This window comes from Streptomyces sp. NPDC059452, assembly GCF_042750035.1.
GTDB lineage: Bacteria > Actinomycetota > Actinomycetes > Streptomycetales > Streptomycetaceae > Streptomyces.
The window spans coordinates 34,846-51,994 of sequence record NZ_JBHYVE010000020.1; the positions used below are offsets into that span (position 1 = coordinate 34,846).

General features: G+C 70.7%; 13 protein-coding genes and 2 tRNA genes. 6 read left to right on the top strand and 9 right to left on the bottom strand.

Going from position 1 to position 17,149, the window contains the following annotated elements:
* Positions 1 to 72: 72 nt before the first annotated feature.
* The 3 genes from ACFW9Z_RS24760 (at position 73) to ACFW9Z_RS24770 (ending at position 1,650) form a co-directional block, all read left to right on the top strand.
* A complete protein-coding gene (locus ACFW9Z_RS24760) occupies positions 73 to 831 on the top strand; it encodes an IclR family transcriptional regulator (RefSeq protein ID WP_384644534.1) in 759 nt (252 codons plus the stop codon).
* A 136-nt stretch (positions 832 to 967) separates the two neighbouring features.
* Positions 968 to 1,510: a hypothetical protein gene (locus tag ACFW9Z_RS24765; protein WP_384644536.1), complete on the top strand. Its 543-nt coding sequence runs from the start codon at positions 968 to 970 to the stop codon at positions 1,508 to 1,510.
* 66 nt (positions 1,511 to 1,576) lie between these two features.
* Positions 1,577 to 1,650, top strand: a tRNA-Lys gene (locus tag ACFW9Z_RS24770).
* Positions 1,651 to 1,823: 173 nt separating this feature from the next.
* Here ACFW9Z_RS24770 and ACFW9Z_RS24775 read toward each other — a convergent pair.
* The 3 genes from ACFW9Z_RS24775 to ACFW9Z_RS24785 all read right to left on the bottom strand — a co-directional run bounded on the left by ACFW9Z_RS24775 (position 1,824) and on the right by ACFW9Z_RS24785 (position 5,915).
* Positions 1,824 to 2,414, bottom strand: a complete 591-nt coding sequence (locus ACFW9Z_RS24775; protein WP_384644538.1) for a lytic polysaccharide monooxygenase — start codon at positions 2,412 to 2,414, stop codon at positions 1,824 to 1,826.
* Positions 2,415 to 2,661: 247 nt separating this feature from the next.
* A complete protein-coding gene (locus ACFW9Z_RS24780; protein ID WP_384644539.1) occupies positions 2,662 to 4,536 on the bottom strand; it encodes an SPFH domain-containing protein in 1,875 nt (624 codons plus the stop codon).
* A gap of 74 nt (positions 4,537 to 4,610) precedes the next feature.
* Complete coding sequence (locus ACFW9Z_RS24785; protein ID WP_384644541.1) at positions 4,611 to 5,915, bottom strand: peptidoglycan-binding protein; 1,305 nt, start codon at positions 5,913 to 5,915, stop codon at positions 4,611 to 4,613.
* 192 nt (positions 5,916 to 6,107) lie between these two features.
* Between ACFW9Z_RS24785 and ACFW9Z_RS24790 the strand changes: the two genes are divergently transcribed.
* From ACFW9Z_RS24790 to ACFW9Z_RS24800, 3 genes are all read left to right on the top strand, one after another.
* Positions 6,108 to 6,181, top strand: a tRNA-Lys gene (locus ACFW9Z_RS24790).
* Between the two features lie 517 nt (positions 6,182 to 6,698).
* Positions 6,699 to 8,654: a glycosyltransferase gene (locus ACFW9Z_RS24795; RefSeq protein ID WP_384644543.1), complete on the top strand. Its 1,956-nt coding sequence runs from the start codon at positions 6,699 to 6,701 to the stop codon at positions 8,652 to 8,654.
* Positions 8,651 to 10,585 (top strand): galactose oxidase-like domain-containing protein, encoded by a 1,935-nt coding sequence (locus ACFW9Z_RS24800; protein ID WP_384644545.1) that lies wholly within the window; start codon positions 8,651 to 8,653, stop codon positions 10,583 to 10,585. The genes ACFW9Z_RS24795 and ACFW9Z_RS24800 overlap by 4 nt, the downstream gene beginning before the upstream one ends.
* A 69-nt stretch (positions 10,586 to 10,654) precedes the next feature.
* Here the strand turns inward: ACFW9Z_RS24800 and ACFW9Z_RS24805 are convergent, their stop codons facing one another.
* The 6 genes from ACFW9Z_RS24805 to ACFW9Z_RS24830 form a co-directional block, all read right to left on the bottom strand.
* Entirely contained in the window at positions 10,655 to 11,716 is a 1,062-nt protein-coding gene (locus ACFW9Z_RS24805) for a glycoside hydrolase family 6 protein (RefSeq protein ID WP_384644547.1), read from the bottom strand.
* A 392-nt stretch (positions 11,717 to 12,108) separates the two neighbouring features.
* Positions 12,109 to 12,789, bottom strand: a complete 681-nt coding sequence (locus ACFW9Z_RS24810; protein WP_384644549.1) for a class F sortase — start codon at positions 12,787 to 12,789, stop codon at positions 12,109 to 12,111.
* Position 12,790: 1 nt separating this feature from the next.
* A complete protein-coding gene (locus ACFW9Z_RS24815) occupies positions 12,791 to 13,363 on the bottom strand; it encodes a hypothetical protein (RefSeq protein ID WP_384644551.1) in 573 nt (190 codons plus the stop codon).
* Positions 13,364 to 13,484: 121 nt separating this feature from the next.
* On the bottom strand, positions 13,485 to 14,291 hold the full coding sequence (locus ACFW9Z_RS24820) for an HAD-IIA family hydrolase (RefSeq protein WP_384644553.1): 807 nt from the start codon (positions 14,289 to 14,291) through the stop codon (positions 13,485 to 13,487).
* A gap of 74 nt (positions 14,292 to 14,365) precedes the next feature.
* Entirely contained in the window at positions 14,366 to 15,910 is a 1,545-nt protein-coding gene (locus ACFW9Z_RS24825) for an alkaline phosphatase family protein (RefSeq protein WP_384644555.1), read from the bottom strand.
* A 163-nt stretch (positions 15,911 to 16,073) separates the two neighbouring features.
* Entirely contained in the window at positions 16,074 to 17,138 is a 1,065-nt protein-coding gene (locus ACFW9Z_RS24830) for a 2-aminoethylphosphonate ABC transporter substrate-binding protein (protein ID WP_384644557.1), read from the bottom strand.
* Positions 17,139 to 17,149 lie beyond the last annotated feature (11 nt).

Genomic DNA, 17,149 nt, shown 5'->3' on the forward strand with positions numbered 1-17,149 from the left:
CCACCCCGAAAGCGGGGCCCGGCGGCTATCGTGGGCCCGAAGCTTGCGGTCACAACCTTGTAGGGGGACACCGTGGCGTTGAAGCCCGAGCCGACCGCACCGTTCCACTCGGTGCAGTACGCCCTGCGCGTGCTCGAAACGGTCTCCCGGCACGGCGACGGTGTGACCGAGGACCGGATCTCCCGTGAGACGGGGCTGCCGGCCGGGCATCTCGCTCCCCTGCTCCTGACGCTGCGCCGCGAGGGGTATGTCGAGCAGGTCAGCGACGGCGCGTACGTCATAGGGGCCTCACTGCTCCTCCTCGGCTCCGGGGCGGCCCGCCGACAGGCCCTGGAGGGGCGGCTCCAGCTCGCCCTGGACCAGCTGCGCGACTCGGTCGGCGCCGCCGTCTACCTCAGCCGGTACGTGGACGGAGAGGTCAGCGTCGTCCAGGTCGCCGACGGCCCGCTCACCCCGGCGGTCAACGAGTGGGTGGACTTCCGCTCCTCCGCGCACGCCAGCGCGGTCGGCAAGTGCCTGCTGGCCCAGCTCGACCACGAGGGGCGGCGCGACCACCTCTCCCGGCACCGAATCGCCCGGCTCACCTCGCGGACGATCACCAACGAGAAGGTCCTCTTCTCCAAGCTGGACGCCCAGCCCGCCACGGTCCCGGTGCTGGACCTCCAGGAGTACGCGGTGGGCACCGTCTGCGCGGCGGTCCCGCTGACGGCCGGGGCCACCGCCGGATGCCTCGCGCTCTCGCTGCCGATCGAGGAGGCCCACCGGCTCCGCGAGGCGGCGGACACCCTGAACCGGCGCGCGGCTCCGGTGCTGCTGTCGCTGGCCCTGTAGGGGCCCTGGGGCTGGTGCCGTGGCCGCCCGGGGCCTGGCACTACTGCGGTGGCCCGGCACCCCGGTGCCATGTCAGCCCGGCGCCGCGGTGCCGGGTCCGCCCCGGCCGGTCCCGGCGGCGGGTAGCCTCACCGCCATGCACCCACCCATACCGCTGCTGAAGCAGCTCAGGGAGTTCGACGACAGCGTCGACGACTTCTACGCCCCCGGCTTCGAGCTGCTCCCGTTCGGCGAGGACGACGGCGGCTACCCCCAGCTCTCCGGCCGTATCCGCCCCTTCGCGCAGGCGAACGGCTCCGGCTCCACGTACGCGATCTGGCTGCGGGACGACCGCGCCGACCTCGCGTCGCTCCCGGTGCTCTTCCTGGGCGACGAGGGCGGGGTCCATGTCGTGGCCCGCGATCTGCCCGAGCTGCTGCGCGTCGTCGCCGCCGGCTGGTCCCCGATGGGCGAGTGGGACAGCCTCGACTACTACGACGAGCGCGAGGAGGACGACGAGTGGGACCCCTGCCCGGAGAACCCGGCGTTCCGCGCCTGGCTGCGGGAGCGCCTCGGCCTCGACGCCGCCGAGGACCCCAACGAGATCGTCCGGGCGGCGGGGGCGGAGCTGTGGGAGCCGTTCGCCGCCTGGATCGGCCCGCTGATCCCGGACATGGTCAGCTCCCGCCAGAGCGCGTAGAAGCGGCCCCGGGAGGCGGGTGTCATCAGCATCCCTCGGGACCAGGTATTATTTTCGAGTCAGCAGGCGCCGTTAGCTCAGTTGGTTAGAGCAGCTGACTCTTAATCAGCGGGTCCGGGGTTCGAGTCCCTGACGGCGCACGACACACCAGTGGGCGGTCTCCTTCACGGAGGCCGCCCACTGTGCTGTTCCCACTCCGGTTCCGCTGCGGCCCGGCCGACGACAACGGCGGCCCCGGCCCAGGGCCGCCGTATCGAGCCACAGCGGGAGAGGTGGAGATGTCAGGGCAGTCGTGCGGCTGCCCCGCGCGGCGTCAGAACCTGACGTCCGAGCACGCGTAGAACGCGTTCGTGGTGTCCGCGACGTCCCAGACGGCGAGGATGATGTGCTTGCCGGTCTTCTGGGTGGGGATCGTGCCCTGGTGGGTCAGCGTGGCCGGCGGCTGCTGGCCCCCGTACGGCACGGTCATGAAGGGCTGCGATTCCAGCGCGGCCCGGGTGAGCGGCTTGGTGGAGTCCCAGCCGTTCTTGGTGATGAAGTAGCGGAAGTCGCTGGTCCGGTGGCGGGCGGTGAACTGCCAGCGGAAGTTGTAGCCCTGTCCGCCGGTGACCTGGGTGGCGGGCCAGTTGCCGCCGCGCGGGTCGTCGAGCTGGGCGAACTGCCCGTTGCCGCCGGCACAGATCCTGCCGTCGGCGGGGCCCGAGCCCGGGAAGCCCTTGGGCCCCTCGACGCTCTGCGGCTCCCACTGGATGTTGCCGCAGCCGGTGACCGTGCCGTTGGCACAGAGTTTCTGGCGGCTGATGGGCGAGTCCGTGTAGCCGTGGCTGCTGGCGCTGGTGGTGGCGAGCACCGAGACGCCCGCTACCGCGAGGCCGAGCACGGCCGCGCTTACCTTTTTCCGCATTGCTGTCGCTCCTCTAGAACGTGGGGGAGGTTCATGAGCACTGCTCGACATGCTGCGCGCTTGGTGCGTGATGGGGATGTGTGGTGCGTGATGCGTCGTGGTGCAGAGTGGGGATGCTGCGGTCTAGACCAAGTCTTAGATTATTGACGCTGCATGAACATGTCCAGACCAATGAGCATCGGATTCCGGGAACGCGAAAGGGGCCCGGCGTCACGCTCCCGGGCCCCTTCGACGACGTACGGTCCGCTCAGGCTCCGTCTCCCCCGCCGCTGCGGCCGGTGTAGAAAGCGACTGTCAAGTCCTTGACCAGCGCCTTGCGTTCGTAGTCGTCGAGTTCGACGATGCCGCGCGCGGTGAGCCGGTTGACGGTGTCGTCCACCGCGTCGACCACCGAAGTCAGCACGCTGTCGCGGTGCTTGGCGTCGATGGCGGCGATCCGCCGCCGCTGCATCGCCGCCGCGACCTCGGGTGCGTACTCGATTCCGGTCGGCTGCGCCGAGTACACCTCGACGCCGACCGGTTCGCAGTCCGCCTTCAGCATCCGGGTCAGGGCGTCGCCAACTGCCTCCGCGTCACGGAGAGTCGGGGCGTCCTCGTGGAACGCGTCGGCGGGCAGCTGCGAGAGGACCCGGGCCATCGCGGACTCGACCTGCGCCCGCAGATACGCCTCGTGGTCCTCGATGCCGAGGGCGGCGCGCACGGTGTCCTTGATCCGCCAGACCACCAGGACGACGACGCGCAGGGCGGTGCCGTTGGCGTCCACGGCGGGGAGCGGTTCGCTGCGCCAGTGGCGCAGGCGTACGTCGACGCGGCGGCGCAGCAGGAGGGGCGAGACCCAGACCAGGCCGGTGCGCCGGACGCTGCCCCGGTAGTCGCCGAAGAGCGTGAGCACCCAGGCGTACCCGACGCGGCCGCGGCCCAGGCCGCCGAGCGCGAGGACGACGAGGGCGCCCAGGAGGGCGAGCCCGGCCCAGACCCCGGCGCCGATCCCCTCGTACGGGCGGGGGGCCAGGCCCACGGCGCCCTGTACGGCGGCGGGCAGGGCCCCGCGCCACCACAGGACCGCCAGTACGCCGAGGAGTCCGGCGGCCCCGGCGAGCAGGGCGGCGTACCCGGAGAGGGCGGGGCCGGAACGCTCGGCGAGGCGGGGGTCGGCGAGGGGGGCGGGGCGGGTGGGGGGCTCGACGCGGGGGTGGGGCGAGCGGGGGCGGGGGGTGCGGTCGGCGGGGCCGGCGCCTTGGCCGGTGCGGTCGGGGGTGGTGCGGCGGGCCACGGCCGTGGGGAGTGCGGTGGGTTCGGGGGTCTCCGGATCGTCGCGGAAGAGGAGGTGTACGGGGATGGAGGCGGTGGACTCGTTGAGGATGACGGAGTGGCGGCGCGGGTGGGGCGGGGGGTGCGGAGCCGGTACGGAGACGGAGACGGCGGTGGAGGCGGCGCGGGCGCCGGGGGCGAGGTCGAGGTCGAGGACGAGGTCCAGCTCGGTGTCGGGGCCGAGGCCGGGGCCGGTGTCGTCGGGGGTGCCCGGGCCCGTACCCGTACGCGCGTCGGGGGCAGGCTTCGGGCGGGGCCCGGCCTCCTCGGCGTACGCGGGGAGCGGGGTCCACTCCGCCGAGGGTTCCGTCCTCGAACGCCGGACGGGCTGGAAGTGCGGGCCCCCGTCGGCCAGGTCGGACCCGGACCCGGAACCGGGGCCCTCCGGGCGGACGGTCCGGACATGCGGGACACCGGGTTCCAGATGCAGACTCCGGCCCGGGTGATCGAGGCGTACCGGCTTGAGCTGGGGGGCGGGGGCCGGGGCATCGGCGTCGTCCACCGCCGGGCTCGGGTCAGGGCGGGGGCCGTCGGCCTCGCCCACCACGGGGTCCGGGTCCGGGCTCGGGTCAGACGCACCGGCCTCGTCCACCACCGGCCCCACCCCCACGTCCTCCGCCACCGGGCCCGAGCCCCCCACCGCATCCGGGCCCGGATCGGTCGCCAAAGGCTCCTCCTCCTTGGGGCGGAACAGTGGCGGCAAGGTGGCGTGCGGCGCGGGGTGCAGCGCCACGTCGTCGATCAGCGGCATGGGGGTCTCGCCGCGCGGGTCGTGGTCGGGGCGGGGCTGGGGGTTCTGGTCTGGGGTCACCGGTTCCCTGTTCCTTTCCGTCATCCGTCATCCGTCATCCGTCGGGGCCGTCAGGCCCTCACTCCTCTGGCCCGTCAAGCGAAAAGCCGGCGCCAGGTCTCCGGCCCCGGGTATCCGTCGGCCGCGCTGCCGCGCCAGCCCTGGGCCCGCTGGAACGCCTCGACATTGCGGCGGTCCGCCTCGGTCCAGCGTGGGTCGGGGCCCGATACGTAGTGCCTGCCGTATCCCTTCTTCACCAACTGTCTGCCGAGCCGGTCGACATGGCTGTTGGACTGACCCGGCTGGAAATAGCCGCGGCCGGGGAAGGCGAAGGAGGTGTTCGGGCTGCCGCCCGTGGCGGCGGCCGGGATGTCACGGCCGGTGCCCGTGGTCAGCAGGCGCCAGGTGTCCGGGCCGGGGATGCCGTCCGCCTCCGCGCCCCGCCACCCCTGGGCCTGCTGGAACGCCTGCGTGGCCCGCCGGTCCGCCGCGCCCCACACGGGCCCGGGGCCGATCTCGTAGAACCGTTTTCCGCCGCGCGCCACCAGCATCTCGCCGAGCCGGGTGACATGGGCGTTGTCGGCGCCGGGGCCGAACTTGTCGGCCCCGGGGAAGGCGGTGGCGGAGCCGGAGCCGGGCGAGCCGGCGCTGACGCCCTTGTAGCGGTAGGCGACGTACCGGTCGGAGTTGTTCCAGTACGCCATGGGCGTCGACTGCCTCCGCGTGCGCGGGCGCGCCTGCTCGTAGGCGATGTAGTGGGTGTGCCGGTAGTCGGTCCAGCCGCCGAAGATGGTGACGTGGGAGCCCTTGGAGGGGTCGGCGGGGTTGTGGAAGAGGAGCATGTCGCCGGGCTGGAGGTCGGCGCGGGCGATCCGGGTCCCGAAGCTCGCGAGGCTGCCGGTCCACTCGTTGGTGCCGAGGTTCCAGGCCATGGACACATAGCCGGAGCAGTCCTGCCGGTACCCGTCCGACCAGTACTTCTCCATGCTGTACGGAACCTTCGCGGCGACCCACCGCTTGGCCCGGTTGATGATCTCGGCCCGGGTGGTCTTCGCCAGGACCGCGCCGTCGGAGGAGGCCCCGGAGGCACCGGCCCCCTTCAGGGGACCCTTCTCGCCCTGCGGGGTGGTGGCCGGCTCGGGGCCCTCGGGGACGGGGTCCGGGTCGGCCCGGGGGGCTCCCACGCTGTGGCCGGCGGCGGCCGCGGCCTCGGCGGCCCCGCAGGAGAGGACCATCCCGGCGGCGGTGGCCAGGACCAGGGCCCGGCGGGCACCGTGCGCGGCGGGGTGGCCGCCGTACCGTACCGGGACGGCCCGCGCGGCGGTCCGCCGTTGCAGGGCGCACCCCGCACAGGTGCAGTCGATGGCGGGCTCGTACTCCTCGAAGACCGGCACAGTCATGCGATTCCCCTCCGCACTCGTCACTCGTCAAGATCTTTGGGCGCAGCTGCGACGGGCGTCCGTGTCTCAACACTCCCGACATAACGTATTTTGACGGACCAATGGGAAAAAACGACCATCCGACAGGGCGTGGCGGCGGGTAAATGGTCCGGAGCACCTGCCGGAGTCGGGTAGAGTTCTCCAGGTCAGCAGGCGCCGTTAGCTCAGTTGGTTAGAGCAGCTGACTCTTAATCAGCGGGTCCGGGGTTCGAGTCCCTGACGGCGCACGCACAGTCAAGGCCCCCTCACCGAGTGTGAGGGGGCCTTGATCATTCCCTGCTTCGGGATCGACGACACCCCCTACCCCTGCACGGAAAGCGACAGATGGAGTGCGGAGCGTAACCAGGCGGAGGCGGCGGCTCGGGGGGCGCTGTCCATCACTTCCTTACGCCCCCTTTACCGGCACTACCCAAATCGTGCGTATGGCTGGTAAACAGTCTGTTTCACCCTTGCGGTCCCGTTCACTGTCGGACAATCTGTCTGGGGGTCGACAGGCCCCAAGGGGGCTGGTGATCCGTACAGTTGGGTCAGCAGAACGTGAAGTTCCGGTTGTCCGCTCCGCGGGGTGGGGGTCCCGCTCGGGAGCGGACTCCGAGGGGGCATCATGCAACCGGAAGGCCACCCATCCGTGTCTGTGGTGAAGGTGGCCCGCCACCGTGTGCGTGCCCGGTGAAGAACCGGGGTCCCGCCGTACACGTAGAGACCGACCAGTCACGCACCACGATGCGTGCGGGGGGATGACCCATGACGTCGACGCCGCCAGGCGACCGGCCGGAGAACGAAGCTTCTCGGACCACGCAGCTCCGGATACCGGCGCAGCTGAAAGCCGGAGGGGCGCGGCGGCGTGCGAAGAAAGAGCTGCCGCGCTACGACTACGAGCACTACAGTCGGCTGGCCGGGCCGCTGACGCAGCCCCCCGCGGGCAAGCCGTACAAGGTCCAGTACCGCTCGCTGATATCCCAGGAGCCGCACCGGGTGCGCGCGGCACTCCTGCTCGGCGCGGCTCCGCTCGTCTCGCTCGGTCTCTTCGCCTGGCTGATGCAGCCCAGCCACTGGACCGACCGCGATCCGAATCTTGACAACGATCTCCTGCTGGTCCTCGACATCATCATGCTGGTCTCGATCGGGCTGATCGAGCTGTTCCGCACGATGAACGTCCTGTCCAACGCGCATGCCACCCTCGTCGCCCGGGACCCGGTCCCGGTGGTGCCGGAGACCGGCACCCGGGTCGCCTTCCTCACCTCCTTCGTCCCCGGCAAGGAACCGCTGGAGATGGTGACGAAGACCCTGGAGGCGGCCGTCAAGATCCGCCACCGCGGGCTGATGCACGTCTGGCTGCTGGACGAGGGCAACGACCCGGCGGTCAAGGAGGTCTGCGCCCGGCTCGGCGTGCACCACTTCTCCCGCAAGGGCGTCGCCCACTGGAACCAGGCCAAGGGCCCGCACCGCGCCAAGACCAAGCACGGCAACTACAACGCCTGGCTGGACGCGCACGGCGGCGACTACGACTTCTTCGCCTCGGTCGACACCGACCACATCCCGCTGCCGAACTACCTGGAGCGGATGCTCGGCTACTTCCGCGACCCGGACGTCGGCTTCGTCATCGGCCCGCAGGTCTACGGCAACTACGACACCTTCGTCACCAAGGCCGCCGAGTCCCAGCAGTTCCTCTTCCACGCCCTGATCCAGCGCGCGGGCAACCGCTACGGCGCCCCCATGTTCGTCGGCACGAGCAACGCGGTGCGCATCACCGCGCTCAAGCAGATCGGCGGTCTGTACGACTCGATCACCGAGGACATGGCCACCGGCTTCGAGATCCACCGCCACCGCAACCCGGTCACCGGCAAGAAGTGGCGCTCGGTCTACACCCCGGACGTGCTGGCCGTCGGCGAGGGCCCGACCGCGTGGACGGACTTCTTCACCCAGCAGCTGCGCTGGTCGCGCGGTACGTACGAGACGATCATCGGGCAGTTCTGGAAGGGCTTCGGGTCCATGCCGCCCGGCAAGCTCTTCAACTACACGATGATGATCATCTTCTATCCGATGTCGGCGATGAACTGGATCCTCGCGGCCCTCAGCTGCGCCCTGTTCCTCGGTATGGGTGCCTCCGGTGTCCAGATCGACCCGACGATCTGGATGATGCTGTACGGGAACGCCTCCGCGCTCCAGATCGGCCTCTACATCTGGAACCGCCGCCACAACGTCTCGCCGCACGAGCCCGAGGGCTCCGGCGGACTGGCCGGCATGGTGATGTCCGCGCTCTCCGCGCCGATCTACGCGCGCTCGCTGATGGATGCGGTGCTGCGCCGCAAGAGCTCGTTCGTGGTGACCCCCAAGGGCGACTCCTCCAGCCCGGACACCCTCTTCGGCACCTTCCGCATCCACCTGTTCTTCATCTTCGTCTTCGGCGCGTCGATGGTCTCCTCGTTCTTCTTCGGCCACAACCATCCCGCGATGATCACGTGGGCCTCCCTGGCGCTGCTGATCACCGCCGCGCCGATCATCGGCTGGCGGTACACGATCCGCGCCGAGAAGAAGAAACGCCGGACGGGCGGCTCGCACCGCAGCGGCGGCCCGGCCCCGGAGCCCCGGCCACAGCCACTGCCCGGCGCATCCGGCACAGCCAGTACGCCCGGCACACCAGGCGCACCCGGTAACGACCAGACCATGCAGATCGCCCTTGGGGGACGTAAGAAATGAAGTACCGTCCGAGCCGCCGTACCCGCCGCCTGGCGATCAGTACGGCGGTGGTTCTCGCGCTCGCGGGGGCGAACGGGCCGTGGCTGTACCGTTTCAGCACCGAGCGCTACCACGAGTACAAGATCAACCAGCCGGACTACAAGGCGGCCAACGGCTACTGGTCCTTCCTGGACATCCCCTCCGAGTTCAGGATCAACACGATCCACGCGGCGCTGCTCCACACCGGCAAGGTGCTGCTCGTCGCGGGCTCGGGGAACAACCAGAAGAACTTCGACGCCAAGAGCTTCCGCTCGGTGCTGTGGGACCCGAAGGCCAACACCTTCAAGGACATCCACACGCCCAAGGACATGTTCTGCGCCGGGCACACCCAGTTGCCCGACGGCAAGCTCCTCATAGCCGGCGGCACCAAGCGCTACGAGAAGCTCCAGGGCGACGTCACCAAGGCCGGCGGCCTGATGATCGTCCACAACGAGGACCCGGACAAGCCGATCACCCTGCCCGCGGGCACCCGGTTCACCGGCCGGGACAACGGCAAGACGTTCATCTCCAAGGACCCGGTGCTGGTGGAGAAGGCCACCCGGGTCTTCGACAAGAACACCGGCGCCTTCCTCCACAACAACGCCGGTCTCGGCCGCATCTACGTCGAGGCGGAGAAGACCGGCAAGAAGTACGAGACCGGGACCGAGGACAACTACCGGATCGCGGGCCTCACCGGCACGGACAAGCGCAACGTCTACGGGATCGCCCAGAAGCTGGCCCTGGACAAGAAGGACTTCCAGGGCATCCGCGAGGCCTTCGAGTTCGACCCGATCGCGGAGAAGTACATCCCCGTCGACCCGATGAAGGAGGCCCGCTGGTACCCGACCCTCACGACGCTGGAGGACGGCAAGGTCCTCGCGCTCTCGGGTCTGGACGAGATCGGGCAGATCGTCCCCGGCAAGGACGAGATCTACGACCCGAAGACCAAGAAGTGGAAGTACACCGGCATCGTCCGGAAGTTCCCGACCTACCCCGCGGTCTTCCTCCTCAACAACGGCAAGCTCTTCTACTCCGGCTCCAACGCCGGTTACGGTCCGGCGGACGTGGGCCGCGACCCGGGCGTCTGGGACCTGTCCACCAACAAGTTCAAGAAGGTCCCCGGGCTGAGCGACCCGGACCAGATGGAGACCTCGGCGACCGTACGGCTGCCTCCCGCCCAGGACGACAAGTTCATGGTGATCGGCGGCGGCGGGGTCGGCGAGTCGGAGAAGGCCAGCGAGAAGTCCCGGCTGGTCGACCTCCAGAAGAAGAACCCGGAGTTCACCGACGGCGCCTCCCTCTCCGAGGGCACCCGCTACCCCAGCGCGTCGCTGCTCCCCGACGACTCGCTGCTGGTCACCGGCGGCTCCAGCGACTACCGGGGGCGCAGTGATTCCAACGTGCTCCAGGCCCGGCTGTACGACGCGAAGACGGACACGTACAAGCGGGTCGCGGACCCGGCGGTGGGGCGCAACTACCACTCGGGCTCCGTGCTGCTGCCGGACGGACGGGTCATGATCTTCGGCTCGGACTCGCTCTTCTCGGACAAGGCCAACACCCGGCCCGGTGTCTTCGAGCAGCGCGTCGAGATCTACACCCCGCCCTACCTCTTCCGGGGCTCCCGGCCCGAGCTGACGGCCGGGCCCAAGAGCATCAAGCGCGGCGGGACCGGCATGTTCACCACGCAGCACGCCTCGAAGATCACCTCGGCGAAGCTGATGCGGCCCTCCGCGGTCACCCATGTCACCGACACCGACCAGCGCACCATCGCGCTGGAGCTGGAGAAGTCGGCGGACGGGATCACCGTCACCGTGCCGAAGAGCCGGGCGCTGGTGCCGGCGGGCTGGTACATGCTGTTCGTCACCGACGAGAAGGGCACCCCGTCCGAGGGGATGTGGGTGGAGGTGCCGTAGGCGTACGTACGTGATGGCGGAAGGCCGCCTCCCGGAAGACCCGCTCCCGGGAGGCGGCCTTCTCGCTGCCTACTTCGTGGCGCGGACCAGGTCCAGGGCGTACTCCGGCCACCAGTCGCCCGCCTTCGGGCCGCCCTTGCACTCGCCGTCGGACTCGCCGGGGCGCTTGATCCACAGGTAGGCGTCGACCAGCTCGTCGCCGGTCTGCGTGGTCGGGACCTCGCCCAGCGCGCGGCCCGGCGGGTTGCACCAGGTCTCGGCCGGGTCGCCGCCCCGGTAGGGGCCGTTGCCGTTGCGGCTGGTGTCGATGACGAAGGGCTTGTCCCCTATCTTCGCCGACAGCTTCTTGCCGAACTCGGTGGAGACGGCCGTCGTCTGGAAGTTGGAGACGTTGAGCGAGAAGCCGTCCGCCTCCGCGATGCCCGCCCGCTGGAGCGGCTGGTACAGGGCCTCGGGCGTCTGCCAGGCCGCGTTGCCCGCGTCCAGGTAGACCTTGGTGGCGGGCTGCTTCTTCAGCCGCTCGATGGCGCCCTTGAGGAGGTCGTAGCGCTCCTCGTGGAACTCCTGGGGGGTGCAGCCGTCGACCAGGTGGAGCAGGGCGTCCGGCTCCAGGATCACGGTGGCCGGGCGGTCCCCGATGCCCTTGGCGACGCTCTCCAGCCAGGCGCGGTAGGCGTTGCCGTCGGCGGCGCCGCCCTTGGAGAACTGGCCGCAGTCGCGGTGCGGGATGTTGTAGAGGACCAGCAGCGCCTCCCGGTCGGCCTTCGCGGCCGTCTCGGTGACACCCTTGACCTGGGCCTCGGCGTTGTCCGGGCTGATCCAGTCGCCGACCGGCTGCTCGGCGATCTTCCGGATCAGCGCGGCGTTCTTCTCGTCGCCGCCCTTCGTGTACGCGGCGACCTGGCGGGCCGCGTTCCCGTCGGGGTTCACCCAGTACGGGTCCTGGCCCTTGGGCTGCTGCTCGACGACCGGAGGGCCGGCGCTGTCCCCGCCGTCCCCGTCGTCGCCTCCGCCGCCGGAGCAGCCGGCCAGCAGCAGGGCGGCGCAGACCGCCGCCGCCGTACCGGTCGTCCTGAGGCCCGCCGTCGCGCGCCCGCGCGCCTGGGACCGGCCGGTGTAACTGCCGTACATCCACTCCCCCTTGGGTGCACTGCCTGCACTGCTTGCGCTGTTTCTCATGGATTTGCACCGATGTGCTGCCGGTCCGAACCATCCTGGCACAGCGGACCGGAGCCCCTGCGGGCGCCCGGCCCCACCCGGAGCGGTGGCAACGGACTCATCTCCCGCCCCTACAACGCTCACACAGAGGCGTCGGTTCCGGACATCTTGTTCGAAAGTCGATGAGGTGCGGAGCCCGTCCCCCTACAGTGGCGGCAGAGATCGGCCCCGTACCGCACCGACCTCCCGTACCGCGCCGGGCGACTCCCGCGGCCCGGTGCACGCGGTCGAGGACCGGCCCGGCCGGCCCCCCCCCCCAGGGGCGGCCGGCCGGGCCGGGTTTGTTCGCTTCTGTCCGCCGCCCGTCAGGCGCGGCTCATGCCTTCCTGCGCGTCCTTCGCCCCGGTGAGGTACGCCGAGACCACCACGTTCGCCGTATACGAACGGGTCTTCTTGTCGTATTTCCCGCCGCAGGTGAGCAGCCGCAGCTCCGCCCGGCCGTCCACGCGGGGCCCGTACGCCTTCTCGGCGTCGAACCGTTCCCGGGTGACGACCTGGACGTCGTCCACGGTGAACTCGGCGACGCTGCCGTCCGCCCGGGTCACCCGGATCTGCTCGCCCGGCCGCACCGCGCTGAGCCCGTAGAAGACGGCCGGTCGCGTCTCGGTGTCGACATGGCCGACCAGCAGGGCCGCCCCCTCGGCGCCGGGCTCGGTGCCCTTGCCGTACCAGCCAGCCGTCCGCGGCAGGTCGTACGGGGGCGGGTCGATGGCCCCGTCCTTGTCGAGACCGCGCGGGACGACCGGGGCGTCGATCCCGACCGAGGGGACCTCCACCGTGCGCGGGGCGGCGCCCCCGATCGGTTCGCGCGCCGGGGGCAGCGGGGCCCCGAGCGGGCGGCCGACCGCGGCGACGTCCCCGGTGGTCGGGGCCGATATCCCGCCGGACGCGTCCCGCCCCCAGAGCCAGAGGCCGAGCAGCAGCACGGCCCAGGCCACTCCGGTGAGCAGTCGCCCGGTGCCTGCCGGGCGGTCCGGGGCGGACATGTCAGTCCGCGGCCGGGTCGCGGCGGCGGCGCGAGGTGCGCAGGGCGACGACCACGGAGGCCACTCCGGCGAGCACCAGACCGATCACCGCGTGCCGCAGACCGGGCCCCTCGGAGTCGGCTCCCCGTTCGGCGAGGGTGGCGGTGCCTCCGCCGCCCGCCTTGACGGGAGCCACGGGCGAGGGCCGGTTGTGGTGGATGACGGTGAGGGTGCCGGTCGCCTTGCCCTTGCCGTTCTCGCACGTCACCCAGACGTCGTAGGCGCGGGGTTCGGCATCGGAGCGGATGGTGGCCTGGGCGAAGAGGCCCTTGTTGTCGGCGGGGCGGAAGTGGGCGACCGAGGTGAAGGCGTCGGAGTTCCCCTTGGCCTCCCGTCCCTTGCCGCAGATGTCGACCCAGAGTTCGACCTGTCCGCCCGGGGCGGTCGTGGACGGGGTGACCGAGACGGTCCCGGTCCTCCGGTCGTTGTCGTCGTCGCCGGCCCGGGCGGCCGGGGATGCCTGGGCGGCGGACACGGGCAGGGCTATGAGCGCGGCCGCCGCTGCGGCACAGAACGTGGTGGGCAGTGAACGCATCGTGAACCTCCTAGGGGAAGGTTCACGCCTGGCCTCGCGGCCCGCATCCGCAGTCCTCCATTCGGGCGACGGCGGAGGGACTGCGGATGCGGGCCTCGCAGGTCAGGGGCGGTACTGCCGGTTACGGCCGGTCCGCCTGGTCCGGCAGGTCGATGAGGTCGACCAGGTCCGCGATGGAGTCGACGACGTGGGACGGCCGGAACGGGTAGCGGTCGATGTCCGCGACGCCCGTCAGCCCGGTGAGGACCAGGAACGTCTGCATCCCCGCCTCCAGCCCCGCCAGCACGTCGGTGTCCATCCGGTCGCCGATCATGGCGCTGGTCTCGGAGTGGGCGCCGATCGCGTTGAGCCCGGTCCGCATCATCAGCGGGTTGGGCTTGCCCGCGAAGTACGGCTCCTTGCCGGTGGCCTTGGTGATCAGGGCGGCGACCGAACCGGTGGCGGGCAGCGGGCCCTCGGCGGACGGCCCGGTCTCGTCCGGGTTGGTGCAGATGAAGCGGGCGCCGCCGTTGATCAGCCGGATCGCCTTGGTGAGCGCCTCGAAGCTGTACGTACGGGTCTCGCCGAGCACCACGTAGTCCGGGTCGTGGTCGGTCAGCACGTACCCGATGTCGTGCAGCGCGGTGGTGAGCCCGGCCTCGCCGATGACGTACGCCGTGCCGCCGGGGCGCTGGTCGTCCAGGAACTGGGCGGTGGCCAGGGCGGAGGTCCAGATGTTCCGCACCGGCACGTCCAGGCCCATGCGGCTGAGGCGGGCGTGCAGGTCGCGGGCGGTGTAGATGGAGTTGTTGGTGAGGACGAGGAAGGGGAGCCCGGAATCCCGCAGCCGCTTGATGAAGGCGTCGGCGCCGGGGATCGGGGTGCCCTCGTGGATGAGGACGCCGTCCATGTCGGTGAGCCAGGAAGTGATCGGCTTGCGGTCTGCCATGTGCGGGGACTCCTGCCGTGCGTACTGCGTGCTGGGGGTGCCCGGACCACGCCGTCCCGGCACCCCCAGCATAATTAGCTCGCCGTGACCTTGACCCCGTCGATCACCCAGTACCAGTTGTTGCTGCCGGTGTAGTGGAACCGGAAGCTCACGTTGGTGGCCCCGGCCGGGACGGCGAGGCTCAGCGACTGCGGCTGGGAGACCACCTCGGAGGTGTAGGTGCGGACGGCGGTCGGGGTGCCGCCGTTCCAGGAGGCGAGGACGCGGGCGCTCTGGCTGCCCTCCGGCCGGTAGAAGGTGGTGAAGTCCAGCGTCACGGTGGACCTGCCGCCGACCGCGTACGCCGGGGTGACCAGCGTCGAGTCGAACCGGCCCGAGGACGCCTTGTCGTCCCACTCGTCGGAGTCGGCGACCGCGAAGATCCCGCGCGAGCGGACGTTCAGCTCACGGGACTGGTCGCGCTGGGTGCGGCTCCAGAACTCGTCGGTGGCGAAGGCCCAGCCGCGCCACTCGGCCACTCCCCCGGTGCCCATCGCCGAGTTGATGACCGACCAGCCGCTGGGCGCGGTGTGGGTCCAGCCGAGGACCCCGGCCGGGATGCCGGTCTCGTCGACCCGGCCCGCGAGCGCCGGGTACAGGGCCTCGAAGGGGTCGGTGGAGCGCTCCTGGATCGGCTTGCCGTCCAGGCCCCAGGCGGGGTCGGGGGCGATGCCGAGCTGCTTGAAGACGGTGGCGGCGACATCGACGAGCCGGGTGTCCCCGGGCGTGGCACCGGCCGCGATGCCCGGGCCCTGGGCGAGGACGAAGGTGCGGCGCTCCTCGATCGAACTGCCGCCGTGGCCGCCCGCGTCGGTGTGGCCGTGGTCGGTGGCGACGATGACGGTCCACCGCTCGGTGGCGTACGAGGGACGGGCCTTGACCGCGGCGAGGAACCGGCCGAGGTAGCCGTCCACGACGTCGATCGCGGCGCGGTACTGGGCGTGAGCCGCGCCGAGGTTGTGGCCGACGATGTCGACCTGGCCGAGGTAGGCGAAGACGACGTCCGGGTTCTGGTTGCGCAGGATGGACTCGGTGTCGGCCGCGATGGTGGCGTCGTGGCCGGTGTAGCCGTCGCGGTCGCCGTCCAGGACGAGCTTGGCGTCGGCGCCCGCGGTGACCGTGCCCTGGGTGTCCAGGGGCTTCCAGTCGACGGCGGCGTACGTGGAGAGCTCGGGCCGCACCTGGGCGAGGCGGGCGAGGAAGCCGGGGTACTGCGTGTAGTTCTTTCCGGCGAAGGAGTTGTCCTTCACCCGGTGCTTGTCGGGCCAGACGCCGGTGGAGATGGTCGACCAGCCGGGGCCGGAGGAGGTGGCGGCCATCGGGTTCGCGTACAGCAGCGAGGTGCCGTACGTGCCGTTCGCCATCATCCCCTTGAGGTGCGGGGCGCCGGCGGCGGCGATGACGTCGTGGCGCAGCCCGTCGATGCCGACGACGAGGACCTTGTCCTTGCTGGTGCCGTTGGGGAGGGTGGGCGGGGCGGCGTGGGCGGCGGTGGCGGTGGCGAGGGGGCCGACGGCGGCGACGGTGGCCGCCGCGGCGGTGGTGGCGAGCACGGAGCGACGGGAGACGGATCGGGACACGTGATCCTCCGGAGGGGACGGTGACACGGGGTGGATGACTTCGGGAGAGCGTGAACTTCCTTCTGGACCAGACCCGTTACCTTTGCGAGACAAGCGGGCGGAGTCCAGAGCTTCGCGGTGCGGGTGAGACCTTCGCAGGGAACCGTGGCCGAAAGATGGCCGGTCAGCTTCCGGTGGCCGTCTTCCAGGCGTCGATGTACGTGTCCAGGTTGGTGCCGATGTCCGCCCAGTCGGGCTCGAAGATCTCCACGCCCTCCAACAGCCCGTTGAGTTCGGTGGCGTTGGCGTCGGTGGCCTTGATGTCCTTACGGGCCGTGAAGCCGCCGCCGACCGCGCTGACATCGCGCTGGGCCTGCTCGGAGAGGAGGAAGTCGAGCAGCTTCTTGCCGTTCTCGCTGTGCGGGGCCTTGGCGAGGAGCCCGGCCGCGTAGGGGAGGGCGAAGCTGGTGGGCTTCCCGTCACCCTTCGCCGGGAACCAGATGGCGAGGTTGGGCATGTCCTTGGACTGGGCGAAGTTCATCTGGACGTCCCCGTTGGCGACGAGGAGTTCCCCCTTGTCGACCTTGGGCGCGAGCTTGCCGGTGGAGGCGGACGGGCCGACGTTGTTGGTCTGGAGCCGCTTCAGGTACTCCATCGCCGGTTCCTTGCCGCCGAAGTCGTGCATGGCCTTGATGAGGACGGCGGTGCCGTCGCCCGCGACGCCGGGGGTGGAGTACTGGATCTTCTCCTTGTACGAGGCGTCCAGCAGCTCTTCCCAGGTGCGGGGCGGGTCGGCGAGCCGCTTCTTGTTGTAGATGAAGCCGAAGTAGTTGTTGACGACGGAGGTCCACTTGGCGTCGGGCGCCTTGTCCGCCGCGTCGACCTGGTCGTCGCCCTTCGGCTCGTACGCCGCCAACAGCCCCTTGGCGTCGGCCTGCTGGATGAAGGGCGGCAGGGTGACGAGCACATCGGCCTGGATGTTGGACTTCTCGCGGACGGTGCGCTGCACCATCTCGCCGGAGCCGCCCTCCACGTACTTCACCTTGATGCCGGTCTCCTTCTCGAACTCCTTGAAGACCTTGTCGTACCAGCCGTCACCGTTCTCGCCCTTGAGGCCGTCGGCGCTGTAGACGGTGACGACCTTGGCGTCGGAGGCGGCGGAGGAGCCGCCGCAGGCGGTGAGGGTGACGACGGCGAGGGAGAGGGCGCCGAGGACGGCGACGGGCCGGGTGAGGGCAGGGGTGCGCATGGGATGTCTTC